A 22,346-nucleotide genomic window follows, 5' to 3' on the forward strand; every position below is an offset into this window, starting at 1 on the left:
TGGCATTGCCTATACATAAACAACATCATTAGGATTACATGCAGTTACTGGACGGAAAATTCGCATCAGAGAAAATAAAACAGGAAATCGCGGCAGAAGCAGCGGCTTTTTTAACAGAGAGTGGCCGAAAGCCTCACTTGATAGCGATATTAGTCGGTAACGATGGTGGCAGCGAAACATACGTGGCCAGTAAAATGAAAAACTGTGAAAAGGTAGGTTTTCAATCTTCCCTGATCAGATATGATGTCACTGTTACTGAAGCAGAATTACTACAGAAGATCGAAGAAATTAATCAGGATGCCGGTGTAGATGGCTTAATTGTTCAACTTCCCCTTCCTAAGCACATCGATCCGGAAAAAGTAACGGAAACGATCGATTATCGTAAAGATGTAGATGGTTTTCACCCGGTAAACCTGGGCCGTATGATGCGGAACCTTCCCTGCTTTATCCCTGCAACCCCTTATGGAATCTTGTTAATGCTTCAGGCTTATCAGATTGATACCACAGGAAAACATTGCGTGGTAGTGGGCAGAAGTAATATTGTAGGAAGTCCAATGAGTATCCTGATGGCCAGGAATGCAAATCCAGGAAACTGTACGGTAACACTTACCCATAGTAAAACAGCAAATTTGAAAGAATTGGCTTTACAGGCAGACATCATTGTGGCTGCAATTGGCAAAAAGAATTTTGTAACTGCTGATATGGTTAAACCCGGTGCAATCATCATTGATGTGGGTATTAACAGAGAAACTTCAACAGAAACCAAATCAGGGTATAAGCTGTATGGTGATGTTGATTTTGAAAATGTAGCACCGAAAGCCTCATGGATTACTCCGGTTCCCGGAGGTGTAGGCCTGATGACGATTGTAGGTTTGTTAAAGAATACATTGGCTTCCGCAAAAAAGGAAATCTATCCATAAGGATATCATGATATCTCTATATAAAAAAGAGGGTTGATTAATCATCAGTCCTCTTTTTTTTTATTACCCAAATAATTTCTTTATCCAGCTTTCTTTTAACCCAACATATATCCCATCTTCTCTTTCCTCCACCGGATAAGTATCGATATAATCCCCTTGCCCTTCTGCCCCTCTTCCTGTTTCCAGATTATACTCATATCGGTGGATCGGGCAGATCAGATAACCATCTTTACAACGGCCGCCACTCAAAATTCCCCCTGCATGCGGACAGGTATTCTGAACCACATGAAGCTGATGCTGATGCCTCAGCATACATAACTTTTTCCCGTTCACCTTGATTTGCTGTACAAAATCCTGCTCGGGGAATGTGCCTTCTATTTTATACCACTTCAGCATCTCCGGATTCCCTTCTTTTTCATAGATTGGTCATATAAACGTTTTCAATATACATATAATCTCATTTCCCGCCGATATTTTCTTTACCTTTGCAGACTTTATATGGCACATCAAATACCAGCAGACGGCACATTACTTCCTTTAATGGAAGAGTTTTACACCATTCAGGGCGAAGGATTTAACACAGGAAAAGCGGCTTATTTTATTCGTTTGGGAGGTTGCGACGTTGGTTGTCACTGGTGTGATGTTAAAGAAAGCTGGGATGCAGAATTACATCCACTCACCTTATCCGATGATATTGTCATTAAAGCAGATAGTTTTCCAGGAAAAGCGGTAGTCATTACCGGTGGTGAGCCATTGATCTATAATCTGGATTACCTGACCCAAAAGCTAAAAGAAAGAAATATCCTGACCTTTATAGAGACTTCAGGTGCCTATCCCCTTTCGGGTACATGGGACTGGATTTGTCTTTCTCCAAAGAAATTTAAAGCACCCCGTCCGGACATCACTCCTTTTGCCAATGAGCTGAAAGTGATTGTCTTCAATAAGAGTGATTTTGAATGGGCAGAGAAATACGCAGAAAGTGTTTCTGACACCTGTAAGCTGTATTTACAACCAGAATGGTCTAAATCAAAAGAGATGACTCCCCTGATTATTGATTATGTAATGGCAAACCCCAAATGGGAAATCTCCTTACAAACTCATAAATATTTAAATATCCCTTAATTATATCTTCAGATTTTTCGCTACATTTAAAATTATTCATAAACAGTAGCGTTTTGAAAAAAATATCTATTGCGGCTTTTTTAGTCTTTGTAATCCTTGGGGTTAACGCTCAAACCTCATCCGTCAAAAAAGCGATGGCTGATTTTGATAAGGCCCAGGTATATTTGAATAATAACAATTACCAGGAAGCGATTGCGGCTTTAAAAGATGCCGCAACTGCAGATCCAAATTTCCAGAATGCCATTATTCAGCTTGCCGAACTGAACAGAAGGATTAAATCTTTTGACGAGGCCAGGTTATACTATAGCAAAGCCCTTGCTTTAGGTGCCGGATCAGATGTCCGGATCTATTATGGACTGGCCGAATCAGAACTCAACACCGGCGATTACAACAATGCGCTAAAAAACATCAGCCTTTTTATCGATAAATATACCGGCAGCGACAAGGGCTTCCTTGCAAAAGCAAAGAAATACAAAAAGGATTGTGAATTTTCGATCCTGGCTTTAAAAACTCCTCAGAAATATGAACCGGTTAACCTTGGCCCGCAAATCAACTCCAAATACCGGGACTATTTTCCAGCCATTACTGCCGACAATGAGACCTTAATCTTCAGCAGAAACATAGCAGGCAATGAAGACTTTTTCATTTCTAAAAAACGTGATAAGGAATGGAGCAGCCCCGTTTCTCTGAGCAGCAATATCAATACCTCACAATTTAATGAAGGTGCACAGTCCATTTCCCCTGACGGGCAATACCTCTTCTTTACCGGCTGCAACAGGCCCAACGGTTTGGGAAGATGCGACATCTACGTCAGTCATAAAGAAGGCAATAACTGGGGCCAACCTTTTAATCTCGGAGCACCTGTAAACACCATTTACTGGGAATCACAACCTGCCATCAGCCCCGACGGAAATACCTTATACTTTGTGAGCAACAGACCTGGAGGAATCGGCGGCTACGACATCTGGAAAACGCAGCTGAACGAGGAAGGCGAATGGTCGGTCCCCCTTAACCTTGGCCCGGAAATCAATACCCCATACGACGAAAATACTCCTTTCCTCCATGCAGATGGAAGAACATTATACTTTTCATCAGACGGATGGCCCGGTATGGGCAACAAAGACATTTTCATGAGCAGGCTGGACAGCGCCAATCATTGGAGTACGCCCTTAAACCTGGGCTATCCAATCAATAGCTTTAGTGAAGAGAGCGGATTAATTGTAAGTCCGGACGGTACAGAAGCTTTTTTCTCCTCTGATTTAAAAGATGGATATGGCGATATGGACATTTATCAGTTTAAACTACCGGAAGACAAAAAGCCGATGGCCATCACTTATGTAAAGGGCATTGTTCGTGATAAAGAGACGCGGAAATTTCTGGAAGCAAGAGTTCAGGTTGTAAACCTGGGTAATAAAAAGACGGCTTACAATGATTATACCTCTAAGGAAAACGGAGATTTTCTGGCGGTAATGCCGATTGGTGCTGATTATGCATTTAATGTAAGCGCAGATGGCTATCTTTTTTATTCTGAGAATTATCAGCTGACCGCTGCCAGCGGGAACAAACCATTTCTTCTGGAAATTGACCTGGAGCGCTTAAAGGTCGGCACAAACATGATTCTGAAGAATATCTTTTTTAACACCAATGAATATACGCTCTTGCCTTCATCAGTAACGGAATTGGCAACGCTTAAAGACCTGTTAAAAAACAACCAGAACATTCACATAGAAGTTCAGGGCCATACCGATAATGTAGGGAATGACCTTCAAAATGAAAAACTATCTGTAAACCGGGCGAAAGCGGTATATGACCACCTGATTGAAAGCAAGATAGATCCTGCCCGGTTAACCTATAAAGGTTATGGGGAAACCAAACCAATTGCAGGAAATGAAACAGAAGAAAAGCGGAAAAAGAACAGGAGAACCTCCTTTATTATTACGAAAATCTAGAGCAGCCGGCCATCCCACAACAACTGAGATGGCCATCTGTACTAACTAGATTACCGCTTTCCTTAATCTTACCAGTTTTACCAGTAAATCTTCCAGTAAATCCAGGTGTAACATATTTGCACCATCTGATTTTGCATTTGCAGGATCAGGATGTGTTTCTATAAAAAGTCCATCTGCACCAACAGCAATTGCAGCCTTGGCAATGGTTTCGATCAGTTCAGGCTTTCCACCCGTCACACCCGAACTTTGGTTCGGCTGTTGCAGGGAATGCGTACAATCCATCACTACAGGAACCCCAAAGGCCTGCATTTCCGGTAATCCGCGATAATCTACGATCAAATCCTGATAACCGAAAGTATTTCCGCGATCTGTTAAAATGACCCTGTTGTTTCCCGATTCTACAATCTTTTCTACTGCGAACTTCATCGATCCGGCCGATAAAAACTGACCTTTTTTAACGTTCACGACTTTTCCTGTATGCGCCGCAGCGATCAGCAAATCTGTCTGGCGACATAGAAATGCTGGAATCTGCAAAACATCTACATAAGCCGCTGCCATTGCTGCTTCTCCGCTTTCGTGGATATCAGTTACGGTTGGCACGTTAAAAGTTTTCCCAACTTTCTCGAGAATCTTCAATGCTTTTTCATCTCCTATTCCTGTAAATGAACCGCCTTTTGAGCGGTTTGCCTTACGGTAAGAGCCTTTAAAAATATAAGGGATATTCAGTTGATCAGTGATGGTAATGATTTTCTCTGCAATGCGCAGTGCCATCTCCTCACTTTCAATGGCACATGGTCCGGCCATTAAAAAGAAATTATTGGAATCCTGATGTTTTAAATTATCTAATGGGAAATTGATCATTTTGTATCTTGTGTATTAATTACCTAATTCAGACATGAACTTGATCCGCATCAACTGGATCTCTTCACGGGAATAATCTGTTTCCCCTAATTCTTTTAATGCTTCATCGATAGAATCGTTCTCCGCAGACTGGAAGTAATCAAATACCTCATCCTGACGGTCCTCATCAATCAATTCATCTACAAAATAATTAAGGTTCAGCTTCGTGCCTGAATTTACAATGGCTTCGATCTCTTTTAAGATATCGAAATAAGTAATGCCTTTAGATTTGGCAATGTCTTCCAGACCAATCTGTCTGTCGATATTCTGGATAATGGATACTTTAAGCTGCGATTTATTGGCCTGAGTTTTAATGATCAGGTCTATCGGGCGCTCAATATCATTGTCATCTACATATTTTTTGATCAGCTCAATGAACGGAGAACCGAATTTCATGGCTTTTCCGTTTCCTACTCCCGAGATCTGTTTCAACTCATCCATTGCGATTGGATAATGCGTACACATCTCTTCTAATGAAGGATCCTGGAATACCACAAATGGCGGTACGTTCTTTTGCTTGGCGATTTTCTTTCTAAGGTCTTTTAACAGCTGTAGCAATTGCGTATCCAGCGTTCCTGTTCCATGTTTAACATCATCCTCATCGTCGTCCGCAGCGCTTTCAATCGGCTCGTTGAGCACAAACTTAAGGCTATATGGATTTTCAATGAAATCTCTTCCGTTATTGGTTAACCTTAAAAGGCCGTAATTGTCAATATCTTTAGACAGGAAATTGTTCAGTACCGACTGGCGGACCAAAGACTTCCAGTAGTTTTCTCCTTCTACCATTCCCAGACCAAATTCCGCAATCTTACCATGCTCGTAAGCAATCGTTTGCGCGGTTTCGGAGCCGGTAAAGATGTTCAGGATATGTGTATCGTCAAACTTCTCTCCTATGCGCTGAATCAGCTTCAACAATACCAGCAATGATTCTTCTGCTTCAAAAAGCTTCTTAGGCTTTTTACAGTTGTCGCACATACAGTTACAGCCTGTTTCATTGAAGTTTTCTCCAAAGTAATGCAGGATCTGTTTCCTCCGGCAAACACCGGATTCTGCATAGTCAATTACTTCTTTCAGGATCTGCGTTCCGATTTCACGTTCAGATACCGGCTTGTCCTTCATGAACTTTGCCAGCTTATCTACATCTTTTTGTGCGTAAAAAGCAATACATACCCCTTCACCACCATCTCTTCCAGCTCTGCCGGTTTCCTGGTAATAGCCTTCCATACTCTTTGGAATGTCATGGTGGATTACAAAACGAACATCAGGTTTATCGATTCCCATACCGAAAGCGATGGTCGCCACAATGACTTCCACGTCTTCCATCAGGAACTTATCCTGTGTATCGGCCCTTACCTTAGGTTCTAATCCCGCATGGTAAGGCAACGCCTTGATTCCGTTCAGGTTCAGTGCTTCCGCTACTTCTTCCACCTTTTTACGGCTCAGACAGTAAATGATTCCTGATTTCCCGGTATTGTACTTGATGTACCTGATCATTTCCTTGATGACATCTCTTTTCGGGCGGATTTCATAAAATAAGTTCGGTCTGTTAAAGGACGACTTAAATAAGGTCGCATCCGACATCTGCAGGTTCTTAATGATGTCCTGCTGAACTTTCGGAGTTGCGGTAGCCGTTAAAGCGATAATTGGAATATCATCTCCCAGGCCACAGATGACCTGTCTGATTTTCCTGTATTCCGGACGGAAGTCATGCCCCCATTCAGAAATACAGTGGGCCTCATCGACCGCCACAAAGGATATCTTAATCAGTTTTAAGAACTCAATATTGTCTTGCTTGGAAAGCGATTCCGGGGCAACGTATAACAATTTGGTTTGTCCGCTGAGCAAGTCACTTTTTACCTGGGTAATTTCTGCTTTGTTTAAAGAAGAGTTTAAAAAGTGAGCGATGCTGTCGCTTCCGCCGAAAGCCCTCAGTTGATCTACCTGGTTTTTCATCAGGGCAATCAGGGGCGATATAACAATTGCAGTACCTTCGCTCATTAGCGCTGGTAACTGGTAACATATGGATTTCCCTCCACCTGTAGGCATAATAACAAACGTATTCTTTCCTTCAAGAACATTAGTGATGATAGACTCCTGATCACCTTTAAAATTGTTAAAACCAAAAAAGGTTTGTAAGTTATCAAACAACGACTTTTTCACATCCATTACGCGTATAAAATATTCAGTGCTATTTTTACTTCAAAATAACATAATTTTGCACTAATTCAAAGCATCAATATACTAATTAATTCTGTTTGAAAAGTAAAAAAACGATTATCGGGGACGCAGTCAACACGTTACAGCTGGAAGCACAGTCAATTTTGGGCCTGATCGAGCACATAAATGACGATTTTATCCAAATTATCGACCTTATTCTGCAATGTAAAGGCCGTGTTATTGTGACAGGAATCGGTAAAAGCGCGATTATTGCGCAGAAAATTGTTGCAACTTTCAATTCTACAGGCACTCCATCGATATTTATGCACGCTGCAGATGCGGTGCACGGAGACCTTGGAATGATCCAGAAAGACGACATTGTGATCTGTATTTCCAAGAGTGGAAACACCCCGGAAATTAAAGTACTGGCGCCCTTGTTAAAGCAATCCGGAAACCTGATGATCGGAATGGTGGGACAACTGAATTCAGAGCTTGCCATACAGGCTGATCTGATCCTGAATACCACGGTGGAAAAAGAAGCTTGTCCGCATAACCTGGCCCCTACCACAAGTACGACAGCACAACTTGCCATGGGCGATGCCCTTGCGATTTGTTTGCTGAATGCCAGGAACTTTAATGAAGAAGACTTTGGCAGATACCATCCCGGAGGTGCATTAGGTAAACGGCTGTACCTCAAGGCCGGAGACATCGCTGTTAAAAATCAAAAACCAAGCATCCCTCCTGCAGCTTCTGTAAAGGATGTCATAATTGAAATTAGTCAAAACCGTTTAGGCGCAGTCGTTGTTATTGAGGCGGATACGATTTTAGGCATCATTACTGACGGAGATATCAGGAGAATGTTAGAAAAACATACTAATTTAGCCGACATTAAAGCGAGTGATTTGATGAATCACCATCCTAAAACCATTGAAAAAGAGCTCCTGGCCATTAATGCACTGGAAATGATTAAAGAAAACAACATTACACAGTTATTGGTGACTGATGCCGGTGCTTATTTTGGGATGATACATTTACACGACCTTCTTCAGGAAGGCATAATTTAAGAATTTAGTTTAGCATGAATAAAAATAATTACGCACTAATCATGGCCGGTGGCGTTGGCAGCCGATTCTGGCCGGTGAGCAGAACAGAATATCCCAAACAGTTCATTGATTTTTTTGGCATTGGTAAAACACTCATTCAAAGCACTTATGAACGTTTCCTCAGGATTTGTCCGCCGGAAAACATTTTTGTCGTGACCAATGAGATTTATACCGATATCGTTAAAGAGCAGCTGCCCGATTTAGCAGAAAACCAGATTCTTGCTGAACCTATCATGCGCAATACGGCACCATGTATCTCCTATGGTTCCATGAAAATTCTTAACCTGAATCCGGATGCGACCATCGTCGTAGCACCTTCAGACCACACCATTACCAATCAGGATGCTTTCATTGCAGCGATTGAACAATCTTTAAAAGCCGCATCCGAAAACGACTGCCTGATTACACTGGGCATCAAGCCCAGCAGACCGGACACAGGATACGGCTATATCCAGTATGTAGAAAACACGCTAAAGACAGACGATCAGATCCATAAGGTTAAAATTTTCACGGAAAAACCAAACCTTGAACTTGCAAAATCATTTGTTCAGAGCGGAGATTTCCTATGGAACGCGGGGATCTTTATCTGGTCGGCCAAGTCCATCACTAAAGCTTTCGCCAAGCACCTTCCGGAGATGCATGAGATCTTTCTTCAGGGAAACCCGATATACAACACCAGTAATGAAACGGAGTTCATTGGCGTGGCTTATCAGCAGTGCACCAATATCTCTATAGATTTTGGAATCATGGAAAAAGCCGATAATGTGTATGTTCTGCCTGCCGATTTTGGCTGGTCAGACCTGGGCACATGGGCTTCCATTTACGACATCGCCGAGCACGACTATGTGGGCAATGCGGTAATTCCTGCAGAGAAAGTAATGATGTTCGACTCTTCAAACTGCATGGTAAATGTCCCTAAAGACAAACTCGTGATCCTTCAGGGATTGCATGACTATATCGTGGTAGAGTCCAATAACACCCTGATGATCTGCCCAAGAACGGAAGAACAAAACATTAAACAGATTGTGGCCGATGTAAAATCTAAATTCGGCACAAAGTATATATAACCAGTCGTTTACCTTTTTTTTATACATCCGGATTCTGGCAAATGCTAAAATCCGGATGTATTGTTTTAACATTTTTCGTTGCCTCAAAATTTCTCTTTACAATGACTAAGTATTTATACGGAATTGACTTTGGAACAACCAATTCTGCCCTATCGATCTATGATGATGAAAAAAAAGAAATCATCGATACGATTACCGTTCCCTCCATTTTATATTTCCAGAATGAGCTTAGTGCCGCAGAGCCTGTAAGCCATTTTGTGGGCGAAGATGCCATTACTGCCTACCTGAAAGATGGAATGAAAGGCCGGTTTATGAAATCCATCAAAAGGATTTTGCCGAGAAGCAGTTTTATTGAAACCCGTGTCTACAATAAAAAATACAATGCTTCAGACCTGGTGACTTTAATTTTAAGGGACTTAAAACTGAAAGCAGACAAGATCATCGGATATGATTGTCAGAAAGCGATCATTGGCAGACCTGTTTTCTTCGACGACGACAGTACGAGCAAAGATGCACTTGCACAGAAACGCTTAAATAAAGCAGCAGAAAGCGCAGGTTTTACCGAGATCAGGTTCCAGTTTGAACCCATCGGAGCAGCCTTTGCCTATGAGAAAACCATTACTAAAAAAGAAAAAGTACTCGTTGCAGATTTAGGTGGAGGTACAACAGATTTTACCTACCTCATCCTTGATCCTGAAAAAGTGGGCAGCAAGGACCGTAGAAACGACATCCTGGCAACGGGCGGTATTTATATCGGTGGCGATAGCTTTGACTCTTCGTTTATGTGGGACCGCGGAACCCCTCATTTCGGAAAAGATACCCTCTACGAAGCCGCACCCGGCAAAATGTTAACCGTTCCAAACTCCTATTTCAGTAACATCTGTTCCTGGGAACAAATGAACTTCTTTAACGGATTAAGGGTAAGGAATGACCTTCAGAATTATTACCATTATTCAAAACAGAACCCGAAACTAAAAAACCTGATTACGCTGACAGATCACAATCTCGGCTATTCTCTTTTTCAATCTATTGAAAAAACAAAAGTACAGTTGTCAAAAACTGATGATTCTCCTTTTGTGTATAAAAAGATGGAAATAGAGATCGATGAGCAGGTATCCATTGATCAATACAATACCATCATTCAGAAAGACCTGAGAAAAATCAGCATCTACCTGGATGAATTTATCCTTAAACACCAGATCAAATCAGAAGAAATCGACAGTTTGTTCCTCACTGGCGGAACTTCGCTCGTGGCAGCGGTTAAAACCCTGTTTAACACCAAATTTCCGGGCGTTCCCGTAAATTCAGGAGATAACTTTATCAGCGTAGCCAAAGGACTGGCCTATAGCGGATACTTATTCGAAGAAGCCTAAATAGCCTGTGGGGTTGCCTGAAAGGGCGGCCCCAATATTTTATACCCTTCCATTTCAAAGGTGATGAACATCACCTTAAAGACTGATCCCGGTCAATCAAACAAAGAAATAATAATCCAAAATTTACTTATTATTTCTTAGCCATGACAACATCAATAGAAGAAAATGAACTGAACACCGAATTGCAGGAACTTTACCTGATCGGGAAACAATGGTTGACAGACCTGGATTTTTTTGAACCTGAGATGGGATTCTTAATCAAGCTGCACAAAACGGCAATCCAATCGCCGGAGAAGGATGTTTTTACAGAACGACTGGATCAGTTAAGAGACAGCTACGAACACCTGAAAAATGATGTCCGTAAGTTCATCAATGTCCTGGGCGTACTCGTGGTCGCCTCAGAAAAAAAGATAGCCTTCAGTTTTCTGGCCGATCACATCAGCCTAAAGCTAAAAATTGAAAAACTACTGAAAGCCTTCCAGACAGAAAGAAAAGGAATTTTCGACCTTTCAATTGTGAACAGTTCTTTTTCCAAATGAATTCTTCCAGCGGCCCTCTGATCAGGCCATCCTTGTTGCTGCTTTTAATCCTGCTGCCCTCATTCGCATTTAAACCCAGCCATGCAGATCCGGTGAAGTGGATTTTAACCAAAGAATGTACGCTGAAAGTTAACGGCAGCACCAACATCAACAAATTCAGTTGTATTGTGCCGGAATATGTACAACCTGACACCTTAATCTGCTATAAAGAGAACAAAAACGGCCCCCTGAAAATCAGTGGCTCCATGGCCCTTGATGTCCAAAAATTCGACTGTAAACATGCGGTCATGACCAACGACCTGAGAAAAACGCTGAAAGCGAAAGTCTACCCTAAGATCATTATTAAATTCCTGAACCTGAGTAAATATCCAGACCTCTACAATCGGGAAGAGGCGATAAAAGGAGCCGTAACCATTGAACTCGCCGGGATAGTCAAACATTTTGAAGTAGACTATAAATACACCATGACCGGCAATGGAAATCTAAAACTAATCGGAACAAAACAGGTAAATTTCTCAGACTTCAACATCAGTCCGCCAAGAAAATTAGGGGGGATGATCAAAACCAACAATGAGCTGAATGTAGAATTTGTCCTCAACATAAAAACTTTAAACTGAATAAAATGAAGAGAATTATCCTTTCCGGACTAATTGCCGGAGCCATATTGTTTACCCTATGCTATGGCGGACTCTATATTGGAATCAGGCTTTTTCCTGTTTTATTTATGGATTACAACAACCCGCTTTTCAATTCGGACGGGAACCGGGATGTTTTCTTCTACATGCATGCCTTTATCATCAGCTTTGCCTTATCCTGGTTCTGGGACCGCTTTAAAGGGCTTTTCCAGGGACACTTTGTACTCAGGGGTCTGGAATTCGGTTTTGTATACGCCATGGTTTCCTTACTGCCCGTCATGTGGATCACCTTCAGTTCACTGGACATCACCTTCTTTATGGTGCTCAGCTGGTTCCTCTATGGATTTTTTCAGGCCGTCATTGCAGGAACACTGTTTGCGAAGCTCAATCCCTGAGCTTTTCCTTTTTTTAATCCGCACAATTAAGATGATGAATGTCATGCTTTCCGGTGCTTAACATCATCAGAAGACAAGATACAGGTCGGTAATTTTGGTTAAACAAATTAATCAATACATTATGAAAACGATCCTGTATCCCGCCCATCTATCCCGCCCGTTTAAATACCTGCTTTTACTGATTTTCAGCAGCGTTCTCTTCGCCGGCAACCTGCAGGCACAGGTTAACTACAAACTCAATGGTTCAAAGGACAACCTGGTAAAGGTTTCCGGAAAGTCAAATGTTCACGACTGGACAATGACCGCAGAAAACCCGGTATGCGAGGCCAGCTTTGCTGCATTCACAGCTGAGGAAAACGTCCCAAAAAGCCTGACTTCATTAAACTTCAGCGTAAATGCCAAAAACCTGAAGAGCGAAAGCACCTCCATGAATAACCGGACTTATAAAGCCATTAAGGCTGATGCCTTTCCTCAGATCAGCTTTAAGCTCCGCGAAGCAACAGTTACCCCCCAGCAGAAAAATAAGTTCTCTGTGAACGCCACAGGCAGCCTGACCATTGCCGGGGTTTCCAAAGTCATCAGCCTGCAGGTAAACGGAGAAGTCAAATCCGACAATACCATCGTGTGCAGTGGTCAGGAAAACATCAAACTAACCGATTATGGCATCCAGCCGCCCAGTTTTATGCTTGGTGCCATGAAAGTGGGCAACGAACTCGCCATCTCATTTACACTTCATTTTAAAAAATAGTCTATTAAAATTTCACACTTATACTACGATCATGAAAACTAAAAATTCCCCACTGTTCATACCGATAATTGCGTTAATGTGGGTTTGTTTTATACCGACACTCAGCAAAGCCCAGTTTCAGAAAATAGACAACCTCAGACCATATGACAAAACCGGTATCAATGTATTTGAAGATCCCAAAGATACCACGACCCTTTTTGACGGCCTTAAACTCAAGTTTGGCGCAGGTTTTACGCAACAGTTCCAAAGCCTCAAACATAAAAATCCTGGCGCTTTAAATAATAACATTGGAGCGGTCGGCACTCCGGGAAACAGGTTAAGAAGCATTACCCCCGGCTTTATGACTGCACAGGCCAATCTGTTTATGGATGTTCAGCTGGCGGATGGAATCAGGTTGAACATCACCACTTATCTTTCCTCAAGACACCACAATGAGGTTTGGGTGAAAGGTGGTTACATTCAGTTCGACAAACTTCCCTTCAAAGGACAGCTTTGGGAGGAGCTCATGAAAATCGCAACGATTAAGGTTGGTCATTATGAACTTGATTATGGCGATGTGCATTTCCGCAGAAGTGATGGCGGCCATACGATCTATAACCCATTTATGGAAAACAACATTATGGATGGCTTCGCAACGGAGATCGGAGGCCAGGTAATGCTGAGAAAGAACGGGTTTTTCGGATTAGCCGGAATGAGCAGCGGAATGATCAAAGGAAATATAGACTCTCTTACTGCTGCTGCCAATCCGGATAAAGATTATACCAAATCTCCTTCCATACTGCTAAAAGGTGGTTTTGATAAACAGCTGAACCCGGATCTTAGGGTCAGAGTAAGCGGATCCTATTATGGCAATCAGGGAGGCGGAGCCAATACCCTCTTTGGAGGCGACCGTACCGGTTCCAACTATCAATATGTGATGGAGCCAAATACCATAGCAGAATCTACTGCGATGGCCTTTTCAGGGCGTTTCAATCCAGGTTTCACAAAAAAGGTCAATACCTTCATGTTCAATGCATTCCTGAAAGTGAAAGGTGCAGAACTATTTGGAACTTACGAACTGGCCTCAGGAAGAACTGCAAAAGAAACCGGTAGCAGAGATGCCAAACAATTCTCCATTGATGGTGTGTACCGTTTTGGAAATAAAGAGAACCTGTTTGTTGGCCTGAAATACAATACCGTTTCTGCCAGACTGGCCAATAACGCCACCGGCACCGGAGCGGGCCCGGTTGTTTACAATGCAGATGTAAAAATCGACCGCATTGCCGCTGCTGCAGGTTGGTTTTTAACTAAAAACATCATGATGAAAGGAGAATATGTACAGCAGAAATATAAAGATTTCCCAACTGCTGACCTCCGCTCAGGCGGAAAATTCAATGGCTTCGTACTGGAAGCTGTAGTCGGATTTTAAAGCAAAATATTGGGGCTGTCCAAAAAGACAGCCCTTATTAGATTACAACTGACGTTGTCTGATGGCTTCGTAAAGAATTACTCCGGCAGAAACCGAAACATTCAATGAGCTGATTTCTCCGATCATTGGAATTTTGGCAAGATGGTTTGCCATTCTCATGATCTCATTAGAGATTCCTTCATCCTCCGCTCCCATTACAATTGCGGTAGGCACCGTATAGTCAGGTGCATAAATCAAATCATTTGTTTTTTCCGTACAAGCTACAATCTGCAAGCCGCAGTCCTGTAAAAACAAGGCGGTTTTATGCAGGTTAGGGTGTCTGCAAACCGGAATCGTAAACAATGCACCTGCAGAAGTTTTGATCGCATCTGCATTGATCTGAGCCGAATTTTTTGTAGGTACAACTATGGCGTGAACACCTGCACATGCAGCCGTTCTGGCAATCGCCCCCATGTTGCGCACATCAGTGATGCCATCCAGAATCAGGATCAAAGGTGTTTCTCCTTTTTCATAAACCGCCGGAATGATGTCTTCAATTTTCTGGAAAGTGATGGAAGAAATTACCGCAATCACGCCCTGGTGATTTTTCTGTGTCATCCGGTTTAATTTCTCTACCGGCACATTGTGAATCGGTGCATCTACCTCTTTTAAAAGGGCTTTCAACTCCAGCATCAGGTCCCCTGACAATCCCCGCTGAACATAAATACTCTCAATATCTTTAGCAGCTTTAATTGCTTCTATTACAGCACGTATACCAAATACGAATTCATTATTTTCTTTAGCTCTCGGGGCTCTCCTGGAATTTTCCATCTTTCTTAAATTGAAGCGCAAAAATAGCTGAAATATTACGATTAAAGGAAACCTATTTTTTTGTCGGGCTAAGTCCGTCTTATCCACATAGTTCTGTTGGAAAATAAGTTCGAATTAGCAGGATGATACCGGAATTCCGGTATTTGATGTTTTCAAATGTTCATAAAAGAATTAAGCAAAGGACCTAATTTTTGCCTATTTTTGTGCCTATGAGTAATGATAACGGAAATCAGGGACAAGATAAAGCAAGCTTCACTGCCAGAAAGAACAGGTTGAGCAATTCCATGAACACCATGGGAAAGATACCACCTCAGGCATTAGACCTTGAAGAAGCAGTCCTTGGTGCTTTGATGTTGGAAAAAGATGCCCTTTCTACGGTAATTGACATCTTAAAACCAGAAGTGTTTTATGCGGAAGCGCACAAAAAGATTTTTGAAGCCATCGCATTATTGTTCCAGAAATCAAAGCCGGTAGATATCTTAACCGTAACCTCAGAACTTAGAAACCTGGGACAGCTGGAAATGGTAGGCGGTGCTTACTACATTACCAACCTGACCAACAGGGTTGCTTCGGCAGCAAACATAGAATACCATGCCCGGATCATTTCTCAGAAATACATTCAGCGGGAGCTCATCAGGATCTCTTCGGAAATTATTCAGAATGCTTACGAGGATACCACAGATATTTTCGACTTGCTGGACCATGCAGAAAAGAACCTGTTTGATATTGCCCAGAACAACCTGCGCAGGGATACCCAAAAGATGGACGAGATTGTAAAGCAATCCCTGGCCACTTTAGAGGAACTTCGTGGAAAGAGTGATGGATTAACCGGGGTACCTTCGGGATTTACAGACCTCGACCGGATTACCGGTGGATGGCAGCCTTCAGATCTGGTGATCATCGCGGCGCGTCCGGCGATGGGAAAAACCGCATTCGTACTGACCTGCGCCAGAAATGCCGCAGTAGATTTTAAACGTGCAGTAGTGGTATTCTCCCTGGAGATGTCCTCAGTACAGTTGGTGAATCGTTTGATTTCCGGAGAAACGGAAATTGAGCAGGAAAAGATCAGAAAAGGAAACCTTGCAGAGTGGGAATGGCAACAACTCCATAGCAAAATAGGCACTTTAACAGAAGCACCATTATTAATTGACGATACCCCGGCTTTAAATATCTTTGAGTTCAGGGCAAAATGCAGAAGGTTAAAATCACAATACGACTTACAATTAATCATCATCGATTACTTGCAGCTGATGCATGGTAAAGGTGAAGGTGGCGGTGGAAACAGGGAGCAGGAAATTGGTAGTATCTCCAGGGCCCTGAAATCTGTAGCCAAAGAATTAAACGTTCCTGTACTGGCACTCTCTCAGTTGAGTCGTGCGGTAGAGAGCAGACCCGGACAAAACGGTAAACGCCCGATGCTATCGGATTTACGTGAATCAGGTTCCATTGAGCAGGATGCGGATATGGTGCTCTTCTTATACAGACCGGAATATTACGGGATCACAGAAGATGAGCAAGGACGTTCACAGGCAGGTATTGGTGAGGTAATTATTGCGAAACACCGTAACGGTGAAACCGGAATCGTGCCCCTACGCTTTATCGGTAAATACGTTAAGTTTGCCGATTTGGAGGAAAACTTCTCGGCACCAACTTCCTTCTCAATGGAGAGCCCAAGTGCTGGCATGCAACCTTCCCAGGACTTTGACAGGCCGGCAGGCAATGTCATCATCAAGCCATCCAGAATGGATGACATGAACGATGACGATGCACCGTTCTAATCTGAAAGATCAAATGAAATAACCTAATAAGATTCCCGCCAGCACAATGAATGGCGGGCTTATTTTGGTAAAATTAAGCACAAAAAAAGTACCGGTCATTACCCCTATCCCCATTAAGTTCAAGCCCATAGGCTTCACCAGAAGGATAAACGCGGCAATAATAAAACCTACGCTGACCGCATTAATTCCGGTCATGGAGTACTTGATACGGGAAATCTTTTTCAGGTCTTCCCAAAAAGGAACGATAAAGAGGACAAGAATCAGTCCCGGCAGGTTGATCCCCATCACTGCAACAAAGCCACCAAGGATCTGACCTGTTAAGCCATAACCAAAAGTTTTCATGCTTAAAGCACCCACATAACTCGTAAAAGAGAAAGTCGGTCCCGGTAATGCCTGCTGAAGTGCAAAACCGGAAAGGAAGCTTGGACCATTCAGGTAATGCTTCATTTCCACAAATTCGGTAAACATCAAAGGCACCAGCACCTGTCCGCCGCCAAAAATAAGAATTCCGTTTCTGTAAAAATTTTCGAACAGCCTGATCGGTAAACTGAAAGGAGAAGTTCTGTTGATGATGGCCCCCAACAGGGAAAACACCAACAAGACACTGCTAAAATAGATTAGTTTTCTAGGGTTGATGTTAGAGAATAATTTCACCCGGAGCTCGCTTTCTTCTTTCGGCGTTCCAATAGCCGAAGAGATCATCCCTCCGATTAAAATGGCAATCGGAAACACATAAGCATTCCGGAGCACCAGTGTCACGATCACCGCAGCACCTGCCAGGAACATGGTCAGCTGGGAAACCAGCACTCTTTTGCCCAGATTAAATGCACCAAAAGCGACAATTCCAAGGGCAATAGGCTGCATGTATTCCAGGATCGTACTGAACTTTTGCTTTTGGTCCCATTTGGCAAAACTGATGGCGGCAAAAGTCATCACTGCCGCAGAGGGAATGATCCAGATCAGGAAGGTAATGATGGCCAGCTTCAGCCCTCCTACCTTATAGCCAATCCCCACCAGTGTTTGGGTAGATGCCGGCCCGGGTAAGACCTGGGCCAGGGCATTCAGCTCCAGCAATTCTTCTTCAGAAATATAGGGGACATTTTTCACGAAGTACTTTAACAATAAGGACAGATGTGCCTGTGCACCACCAAAAGCGGTAAACGTAAACAAGAACACATCCCTGATAAATAGCAGCTGTCTTTTGCTCAATTGAATAAAGGTTAATCGTCCTCGTAATCTAAACCTGCCGCAGAATTATAAGCCCCCTGTAACTCAGAAAAGGCATGCATATCTCTTTTATTTCTGGCTTCTGCCATTCCCTTTTGGTACACAGGAAGTGCCGCCTCTTTCTGTCCCTGTTTTTCATACAATTTACCAAGGTGGTAATAAGTACCTACATAATCCGGATGATCCGTGGTGAGTTTCAGGTAATACTCAAAAGCCTTTTCTGTGTCATTTGAGTTGTTGTATTCCGTTGCTAAAGCGTATAGAACGAATGGATCATTAGGATCATTGGATAAAAACTCCAATAACTTTGCTAATCGGGTACTTTGCATTTTAATTCCCTGCTTTTTTAATTAGATTTGCAAAAAGACAATTTTATGAAAATATTAGTTTGTATCAGTAATGTGCCCGACACAACGACAAAAATAACTTTTACTAACGATAATACACAATTCAATACATCAGGCGTTTCATTTATCGTGAATCCATATGATGAAATTGCCTTATCAAGAGCAATTGAGCTGTGTGCCGGTGGTAAAGGAACCGTTACCGTTATCAATGTTGGAGAAAGCGTCACAGAACCAACCATAAGAAAAGCACTTGCCATCGGAGCAGATGATGCGGTCAGAATCAATGCAGAACCAAGAGATGCCTATTTCACGGCTTATCAGATCGCCGAATACGCGAAAACCACTGATTATGACATGATCCTTTGCGGTCGTGAATCCATTGATTACAACGGATCACAGGTAGCTGCAATGGTTGGCGAATTTTTAGACATCCCTTCTATTTCTATCATTAAGAAATTAGATTATGATGGAACTACTGCAACCATTGAACGTGAAATTGAAGGCGGTAAAGAAGTCGTTTCTGTAAGCGGCAAATTTATTGCAAGTTGTGCAGAAGGAACCGCTGTTGCAACCATTCCAAATATGAGAGGCATCATGTCTGCAAGATCTAAACCTCTGCAGGTTGTTGAAGCTAAAGAAATAGCACAAATATCAAAAGTACAACAGTTTGACACTCCTCCTCCGCGTGGAGCCGTTAAATTGGTTCCTGCAGATGAAACAGAAAAGTTAATCGGCCTTTTACATTCAGAAGCTAAGGTTATCTAAGCTTTCTATTTCACAGTTTAAAAAAATTATTTAATAAAGATCTTATGTCAGTTTTAGTATATGTAGAACAAGTCGATGGTAAGTTTAAGAAATCTGTTTTCGAAGCAGTATCTTATGCAAAAGCCATTGCAGATATACAAGGAAGTAGCTTAACCGCAATATCTATTGGTAATGTTGGAGAAGCCGAACTTAAAGAACTTGGTAAATACGGAGCTTCTAAAGTTTTAAATGTTTCGAACGACCAGTTAAAAAACTTCGTTAATCAGGCTTATGCCTCGGTAATTGCCGAAGCAGCGAAAAAAGAAAGCGCAGCAGTAGTTGTTTTGTCTAACTCTTTCTCCGGAAAAGGTTTGGCACCACGTGTTGCGGTAAAACTGGAAGCAGGATTGGTAGACGGTGCAGTAGAATTGCCTAAATTAGATGGAGGTCAGTTCTTGGTAAAGAAAACAGCTTTCTCTGGTAAAGCTTTTGCCATTACTGAATTGACTTCAGCCATTAAAGTGATTGCTTTAAACCCAAATGCTTTTGGCGTAAAGGAATCTGCAGTTGAAGCAACGGTTGAAGCTTTCAGCCCGGAAATCAAAGCAACAGATTTCACGGCAATCGTTAAGGAAATCGTAAGGGCAACAAATAAAGTTTCCCTGCCTGATGCAGAACTGGTGGTTTCGGCCGGAAGAGGTTTGAAAAGCCCTGACAACTGGGGGATGATCGAGGAACTGGCTAACCTGTTAGGTGCAGCCACTGCTTGTTCTAAACCGGTATCTGATGCAGACTGGAGACCTCATTCTGAGCACGTTGGTCAGACAGGAATTGCCATCAGTCCGAACTTATACATTGCAATCGGTATTTCAGGAGCGATCCAGCATTTAGCCGGAGTAAGTTCTTCGAAAGTCATTGTAGTGATCAATATTGATCCTGAAGCTCCTTTCTTTAAGGTTGCTGACTACGGAATCGTTGGTGACGCCTTCGTGGTAGTCCCTAAATTAATTGAAGCTTTAAAAGCACATAAAGGTTAATTGAATACCCGGCTGAAGCCCTTGTTTTGGCCGGGTATTATTTAATATGAAAAAAGTAAAACTCGACATTATTGGTTTGTCCTATAGCCAAACCCAATCAGGAGCTTATGCTCTGGTTCTTGGTGAAGTAAATGGCAGAAGGCGTTTACCGATTATTATTGGTGCGTTTGAAGCACAGGCTATTGCCATAGAAATTGAGAAAATGGTCCCTAGCCGTCCATTAACTCATGATCTGTTTAAAACCTTCGCCCAGACCTACAACGTGCAAATCACAGAAATCCTGATCTACAATCTGGTAGAAGGTGTTTTCTTTGCGAAGCTGATTTGTACTGACGGCGAAAGTATCCAGGAAATTGACGCGAGAACATCCGATGCCATTGCATTGGCGGTCCGCTTTAATGCCACCATCTACACTTACGAATTTATTCTTTCTTCTGCAGGTATCGTTATCGAAGGCAATGATTTTCTGTTTCTGGAGAATATGGACAATATTCCAAAAGATCAGGGCGCTGAAGACATTGGTGCCTCTATTCCGGGTACTAATTATAAATCCCTCAGCGTTGAGGAATTAAATCAAAAACTTCAGGAGGCAATTGCCGAAGAAGCTTATGAGAAAGCGGCCAGAATACGCGATGAGCTGAGCAAAAGAAATTCTGCATAACACCACTATCTCCATACTATTTTACTTAAAAAGCTGTATACAACAAATTTTTGACTACTTATTTCAAACTATTTCAACTCATTCTATATATTGTTTTAAAATAGTGATATATTCAGCTTCAATTCAAAATCAAACTAAACTATTATTATGAATGTTAAGTTTCGCTTAACTGTGATGAATTTCCTGCAGTTTTTCATTTGGGGATCATGGCTAATTACCATCGGCGTATATTGGTTTCAAAACAAAAAATGGTCCGGTGCTGAATTCGGGGCCATATTCTCAACAATGGGAATTTCGTCAATCTTCATGCCGGCACTTACGGGAATCATTTCTGATCGTTTTGTCAATGCGGAAAAATTATATGGCGTACTACACATTCTGGGGGCTATAGTGCTTTTCACCTTGCCTATGGTAACCGACCCTTCCATTTTCTTTTGGGTCATCCTCCTGAATATGATTTTCTATATGCCTACCCTTTCCCTATCCATCACGGTGGCTTATTCTGCATTAAAAAGCAGCAATAAAGACGTAGTGAAAGATTACCCACCCATCCGGATCTGGGGAACAATAGGTTTTATCGCCGCACTATGGGTAGTAAGTCTTACTGGAAACGAAGCTTCTTCTAATCAGTTCTATATCGCATCGGCAGTTTCTCTGGCACTGGGTTTATATGCATTCACACTTCCAAAATGCCCTCCTTTAGCCAATAAGATTGCCACAAAATCCTTCGTTGACGCTTTGGGATTAAGGGCATTTACGCTGTTCAAAGAACGTAAATTTGCTGTATTTTTCTTTTTCTCCATGTTTTTAGGTGCAGCATTACAGCTAACCAATGCCTATGGCGATACTTTTCTTCATGATTTCAAAAATGTTCCTGAATATCAGGATCTGCTTGCGGTAAAGTATCCGGCAGTGATCATGTCTATTTCCCAAATCTCGGAGACCTTGTTTATCCTGGCCATCCCCTTCTTCCTGCGGAAATTTGGGATAAAATATGTGATGTTGTTCAGTATGATTGCCTGGGTATTGCGCTTTGGTCTTTTTGCCTTTGCTGATCCGGCTGGCGGTTTATGGATGATCATTTTATCTTGTATTATCTATGGAATGGCTTTCGATTTCTTCAATATATCTGGTTCCCTATTCGTGGAAACGCAGATCGATGAAACAATCAGAGGTAGCGCCCAGGGCTTATTTATGATGATGGTAAATGGTTTCGGTGCACTTTTTGGAAGTTTTGCAAGTGGGTACATCATACAACACTTCTTTACCAATCCGGATCAAAGTAAAGACTGGCATCACATCTGGCTTACTTTCGCTGCCTATACGTTGGTTTTAGCTGTTATATTCCCTTTTGTTTTCAAATACAAGCATAACAAGGCAGAAGCAAAAGCCATTGAGGCGATGAACCACTAAACGCTTTTAAAAC

At 42.2% G+C, this 22,346-nt stretch carries 22 protein-coding genes; 16 read left to right on the forward strand and 6 right to left on the reverse strand.

Annotated elements, in window-relative coordinates; all coding sequences use genetic code 11:
- The first annotated feature begins 38 nt into the window (after window positions 1–38).
- Window positions 39–920, forward strand: a complete 882-nt coding sequence (locus DBR43_RS15755) for a bifunctional 5,10-methylenetetrahydrofolate dehydrogenase/5,10-methenyltetrahydrofolate cyclohydrolase (protein ID WP_124582477.1) — start codon at window positions 39–41, stop codon at window positions 918–920.
- 63 nt (window positions 921–983) lie between these two features.
- On the opposite strand, the gene DBR43_RS15760 is transcribed toward DBR43_RS15755, so the two are convergent.
- Complete coding sequence (locus DBR43_RS15760; protein ID WP_074604663.1) at window positions 984–1,316, reverse strand: Rieske (2Fe-2S) protein; 333 nt, start codon at window positions 1,314–1,316, stop codon at window positions 984–986.
- 102 nt (window positions 1,317–1,418) lie between these two features.
- On the opposite strand from DBR43_RS15760, the gene DBR43_RS15765 reads away from it, so the two are divergent.
- Together DBR43_RS15765 and DBR43_RS15770 are read left to right on the forward strand one after the other, a co-directional pair.
- Window positions 1,419–2,042: a 7-carboxy-7-deazaguanine synthase QueE gene (locus DBR43_RS15765; protein WP_124582479.1), complete on the forward strand. Its 624-nt coding sequence runs from the start codon at window positions 1,419–1,421 to the stop codon at window positions 2,040–2,042.
- Between the two features lie 53 nt (window positions 2,043–2,095).
- Window positions 2,096–3,991: an OmpA family protein gene (locus DBR43_RS15770; protein ID WP_233602990.1), complete on the forward strand. Its 1,896-nt coding sequence runs from the start codon at window positions 2,096–2,098 to the stop codon at window positions 3,989–3,991.
- 45 nt (window positions 3,992–4,036) lie between these two features.
- Here the strand turns inward: DBR43_RS15770 and kdsA are convergent, their stop codons facing one another.
- Together kdsA and recQ are read right to left on the reverse strand one after the other, a co-directional pair.
- Window positions 4,037–4,852: a 3-deoxy-8-phosphooctulonate synthase gene (gene kdsA, locus DBR43_RS15775; protein WP_124582481.1), complete on the reverse strand. Its 816-nt coding sequence runs from the start codon at window positions 4,850–4,852 to the stop codon at window positions 4,037–4,039.
- 15 nt (window positions 4,853–4,867) lie between these two features.
- Window positions 4,868–7,057 (reverse strand): DNA helicase RecQ, encoded by a 2,190-nt coding sequence (gene recQ / locus DBR43_RS15780; protein WP_124582483.1) that lies wholly within the window; start codon window positions 7,055–7,057, stop codon window positions 4,868–4,870.
- Between the two features lie 89 nt (window positions 7,058–7,146).
- Here recQ and DBR43_RS15785 point away from each other — a divergent pair, with 89 nt between their 5' ends.
- The 8 genes from DBR43_RS15785 to DBR43_RS15820 all read left to right on the forward strand — a co-directional run bounded on the left by DBR43_RS15785 (window position 7,147) and on the right by DBR43_RS15820 (window position 14,316).
- Entirely contained in the window at window positions 7,147–8,112 is a 966-nt protein-coding gene (locus DBR43_RS15785) for an SIS domain-containing protein (protein WP_124582485.1), read from the forward strand.
- Window positions 8,113–8,126: 14 nt separating this feature from the next.
- Window positions 8,127–9,218, forward strand: coding sequence for a mannose-1-phosphate guanylyltransferase (locus tag DBR43_RS15790; RefSeq protein ID WP_124582487.1), 1,092 nt, complete (start codon window positions 8,127–8,129; stop codon window positions 9,216–9,218).
- A gap of 101 nt (window positions 9,219–9,319) precedes the next feature.
- Window positions 9,320–10,591 (forward strand): Hsp70 family protein, encoded by a 1,272-nt coding sequence (locus DBR43_RS15795; RefSeq protein WP_124582489.1) that lies wholly within the window; start codon window positions 9,320–9,322, stop codon window positions 10,589–10,591.
- Window positions 10,592–10,734: 143 nt separating this feature from the next.
- On the forward strand, window positions 10,735–11,130 hold the full coding sequence (locus DBR43_RS15800) for a hypothetical protein (RefSeq protein ID WP_124582491.1): 396 nt from the start codon (window positions 10,735–10,737) through the stop codon (window positions 11,128–11,130).
- Window positions 11,127–11,747, forward strand: a complete 621-nt coding sequence (locus DBR43_RS15805) for a YceI family protein (RefSeq protein WP_124582493.1) — start codon at window positions 11,127–11,129, stop codon at window positions 11,745–11,747. Before DBR43_RS15800 ends, DBR43_RS15805 begins: the two co-directional genes overlap by 4 nt.
- 5 nt (window positions 11,748–11,752) lie before the next feature.
- Window positions 11,753–12,160, forward strand: a complete 408-nt coding sequence (locus DBR43_RS15810; RefSeq protein ID WP_124582495.1) for a hypothetical protein — start codon at window positions 11,753–11,755, stop codon at window positions 12,158–12,160.
- 121 nt (window positions 12,161–12,281) lie between these two features.
- Window positions 12,282–12,908 carry a YceI family protein gene (locus DBR43_RS15815; protein WP_124582497.1) on the forward strand — a complete coding sequence of 209 codons (627 nt, stop codon included), beginning with the start codon at window positions 12,282–12,284 and terminating at the stop codon, window positions 12,906–12,908.
- Window positions 12,909–12,939: 31 nt separating this feature from the next.
- A complete protein-coding gene (locus DBR43_RS15820; RefSeq protein ID WP_124582499.1) occupies window positions 12,940–14,316 on the forward strand; it encodes a hypothetical protein in 1,377 nt (458 codons plus the stop codon).
- Between the two features lie 42 nt (window positions 14,317–14,358).
- Here the strand turns inward: DBR43_RS15820 and rlmB are convergent, their stop codons facing one another.
- Window positions 14,359–15,126, reverse strand: coding sequence for a 23S rRNA (guanosine(2251)-2'-O)-methyltransferase RlmB (gene rlmB / locus DBR43_RS15825; RefSeq protein WP_124582501.1), 768 nt, complete (start codon window positions 15,124–15,126; stop codon window positions 14,359–14,361).
- Window positions 15,127–15,335: 209 nt separating this feature from the next.
- On the opposite strand from rlmB, the gene dnaB reads away from it, so the two are divergent.
- On the forward strand, window positions 15,336–16,904 hold the full coding sequence (gene dnaB / locus DBR43_RS15830; RefSeq protein ID WP_124582503.1) for a replicative DNA helicase: 1,569 nt from the start codon (window positions 15,336–15,338) through the stop codon (window positions 16,902–16,904).
- A 9-nt stretch (window positions 16,905–16,913) separates the two neighbouring features.
- Here the strand turns inward: dnaB and chrA are convergent, their stop codons facing one another.
- Window positions 16,914–18,113, reverse strand: a complete 1,200-nt coding sequence (chrA, locus tag DBR43_RS15835; RefSeq protein WP_233602991.1) for a chromate efflux transporter — start codon at window positions 18,111–18,113, stop codon at window positions 16,914–16,916.
- A gap of 11 nt (window positions 18,114–18,124) precedes the next feature.
- Window positions 18,125–18,460 carry a tetratricopeptide repeat protein gene (locus DBR43_RS15840; RefSeq protein WP_074604649.1) on the reverse strand — a complete coding sequence of 112 codons (336 nt, stop codon included), beginning with the start codon at window positions 18,458–18,460 and terminating at the stop codon, window positions 18,125–18,127.
- 45 nt (window positions 18,461–18,505) lie between these two features.
- On the opposite strand from DBR43_RS15840, the gene DBR43_RS15845 reads away from it, so the two are divergent.
- The 4 genes from DBR43_RS15845 to DBR43_RS15860 all read left to right on the forward strand — a co-directional run bounded on the left by DBR43_RS15845 (window position 18,506) and on the right by DBR43_RS15860 (window position 22,333).
- Window positions 18,506–19,243 carry an electron transfer flavoprotein subunit beta/FixA family protein gene (locus tag DBR43_RS15845; protein WP_074604648.1) on the forward strand — a complete coding sequence of 246 codons (738 nt, stop codon included), beginning with the start codon at window positions 18,506–18,508 and terminating at the stop codon, window positions 19,241–19,243.
- Window positions 19,244–19,287: 44 nt separating this feature from the next.
- Window positions 19,288–20,259 (forward strand): electron transfer flavoprotein subunit alpha/FixB family protein, encoded by a 972-nt coding sequence (locus DBR43_RS15850; protein WP_124582505.1) that lies wholly within the window; start codon window positions 19,288–19,290, stop codon window positions 20,257–20,259.
- Between the two features lie 46 nt (window positions 20,260–20,305).
- Window positions 20,306–20,920, forward strand: coding sequence for a bifunctional nuclease family protein (locus DBR43_RS15855; RefSeq protein WP_124582507.1), 615 nt, complete (start codon window positions 20,306–20,308; stop codon window positions 20,918–20,920).
- A gap of 147 nt (window positions 20,921–21,067) precedes the next feature.
- Complete coding sequence (locus tag DBR43_RS15860; protein WP_124582509.1) at window positions 21,068–22,333, forward strand: nucleoside permease; 1,266 nt, start codon at window positions 21,068–21,070, stop codon at window positions 22,331–22,333.
- Window positions 22,334–22,346 lie beyond the last annotated feature (13 nt).

Source organism: Pedobacter sp. KBW06 (assembly GCF_003852525.1).
Taxonomy (GTDB): Bacteria; Bacteroidota; Bacteroidia; order Sphingobacteriales; family Sphingobacteriaceae; genus Pedobacter.

What these genes read in the sequence shown, in the direction of transcription:
- DBR43_RS15755 (WP_124582477.1), top strand. Translation starts at nt 39, where the DNA reads ATGCAGTTACTGGACGGAAAATTCGCATCAGAGAAAATAAAACAGGAA.
- DBR43_RS15760 (WP_074604663.1), bottom strand. Translation starts at nt 1,316, where the DNA reads ATGCTGAAGTGGTATAAAATAGAAGGCACATTCCCCGAGCAGGATTTT.
- DBR43_RS15765 (WP_124582479.1), top strand. Translation starts at nt 1,419, where the DNA reads ATGGCACATCAAATACCAGCAGACGGCACATTACTTCCTTTAATGGAA.
- kdsA (WP_124582481.1), bottom strand. Translation starts at nt 4,852, where the DNA reads ATGATCAATTTCCCATTAGATAATTTAAAACATCAGGATTCCAATAAT.
- recQ (WP_124582483.1), bottom strand. Translation starts at nt 7,057, where the DNA reads ATGGATGTGAAAAAGTCGTTGTTTGATAACTTACAAACCTTTTTTGGT.
- DBR43_RS15790 (WP_124582487.1), top strand. Translation starts at nt 8,127, where the DNA reads ATGAATAAAAATAATTACGCACTAATCATGGCCGGTGGCGTTGGCAGC.
- DBR43_RS15795 (WP_124582489.1), top strand. Translation starts at nt 9,320, where the DNA reads ATGACTAAGTATTTATACGGAATTGACTTTGGAACAACCAATTCTGCC.
- DBR43_RS15800 (WP_124582491.1), top strand. Translation starts at nt 10,735, where the DNA reads ATGACAACATCAATAGAAGAAAATGAACTGAACACCGAATTGCAGGAA.
- DBR43_RS15805 (WP_124582493.1), top strand. Translation starts at nt 11,127, where the DNA reads ATGAATTCTTCCAGCGGCCCTCTGATCAGGCCATCCTTGTTGCTGCTT.
- DBR43_RS15810 (WP_124582495.1), top strand. Translation starts at nt 11,753, where the DNA reads ATGAAGAGAATTATCCTTTCCGGACTAATTGCCGGAGCCATATTGTTT.
- DBR43_RS15815 (WP_124582497.1), top strand. Translation starts at nt 12,282, where the DNA reads ATGAAAACGATCCTGTATCCCGCCCATCTATCCCGCCCGTTTAAATAC.
- DBR43_RS15820 (WP_124582499.1), top strand. Translation starts at nt 12,940, where the DNA reads ATGAAAACTAAAAATTCCCCACTGTTCATACCGATAATTGCGTTAATG.
- rlmB (WP_124582501.1), bottom strand. Translation starts at nt 15,126, where the DNA reads ATGGAAAATTCCAGGAGAGCCCCGAGAGCTAAAGAAAATAATGAATTC.
- dnaB (WP_124582503.1), top strand. Translation starts at nt 15,336, where the DNA reads ATGAGTAATGATAACGGAAATCAGGGACAAGATAAAGCAAGCTTCACT.
- DBR43_RS15840 (WP_074604649.1), bottom strand. Translation starts at nt 18,460, where the DNA reads ATGCAAAGTACCCGATTAGCAAAGTTATTGGAGTTTTTATCCAATGAT.
- DBR43_RS15845 (WP_074604648.1), top strand. Translation starts at nt 18,506, where the DNA reads ATGAAAATATTAGTTTGTATCAGTAATGTGCCCGACACAACGACAAAA.
- DBR43_RS15850 (WP_124582505.1), top strand. Translation starts at nt 19,288, where the DNA reads ATGTCAGTTTTAGTATATGTAGAACAAGTCGATGGTAAGTTTAAGAAA.
- DBR43_RS15855 (WP_124582507.1), top strand. Translation starts at nt 20,306, where the DNA reads ATGAAAAAAGTAAAACTCGACATTATTGGTTTGTCCTATAGCCAAACC.
- DBR43_RS15860 (WP_124582509.1), top strand. Translation starts at nt 21,068, where the DNA reads ATGAATGTTAAGTTTCGCTTAACTGTGATGAATTTCCTGCAGTTTTTC.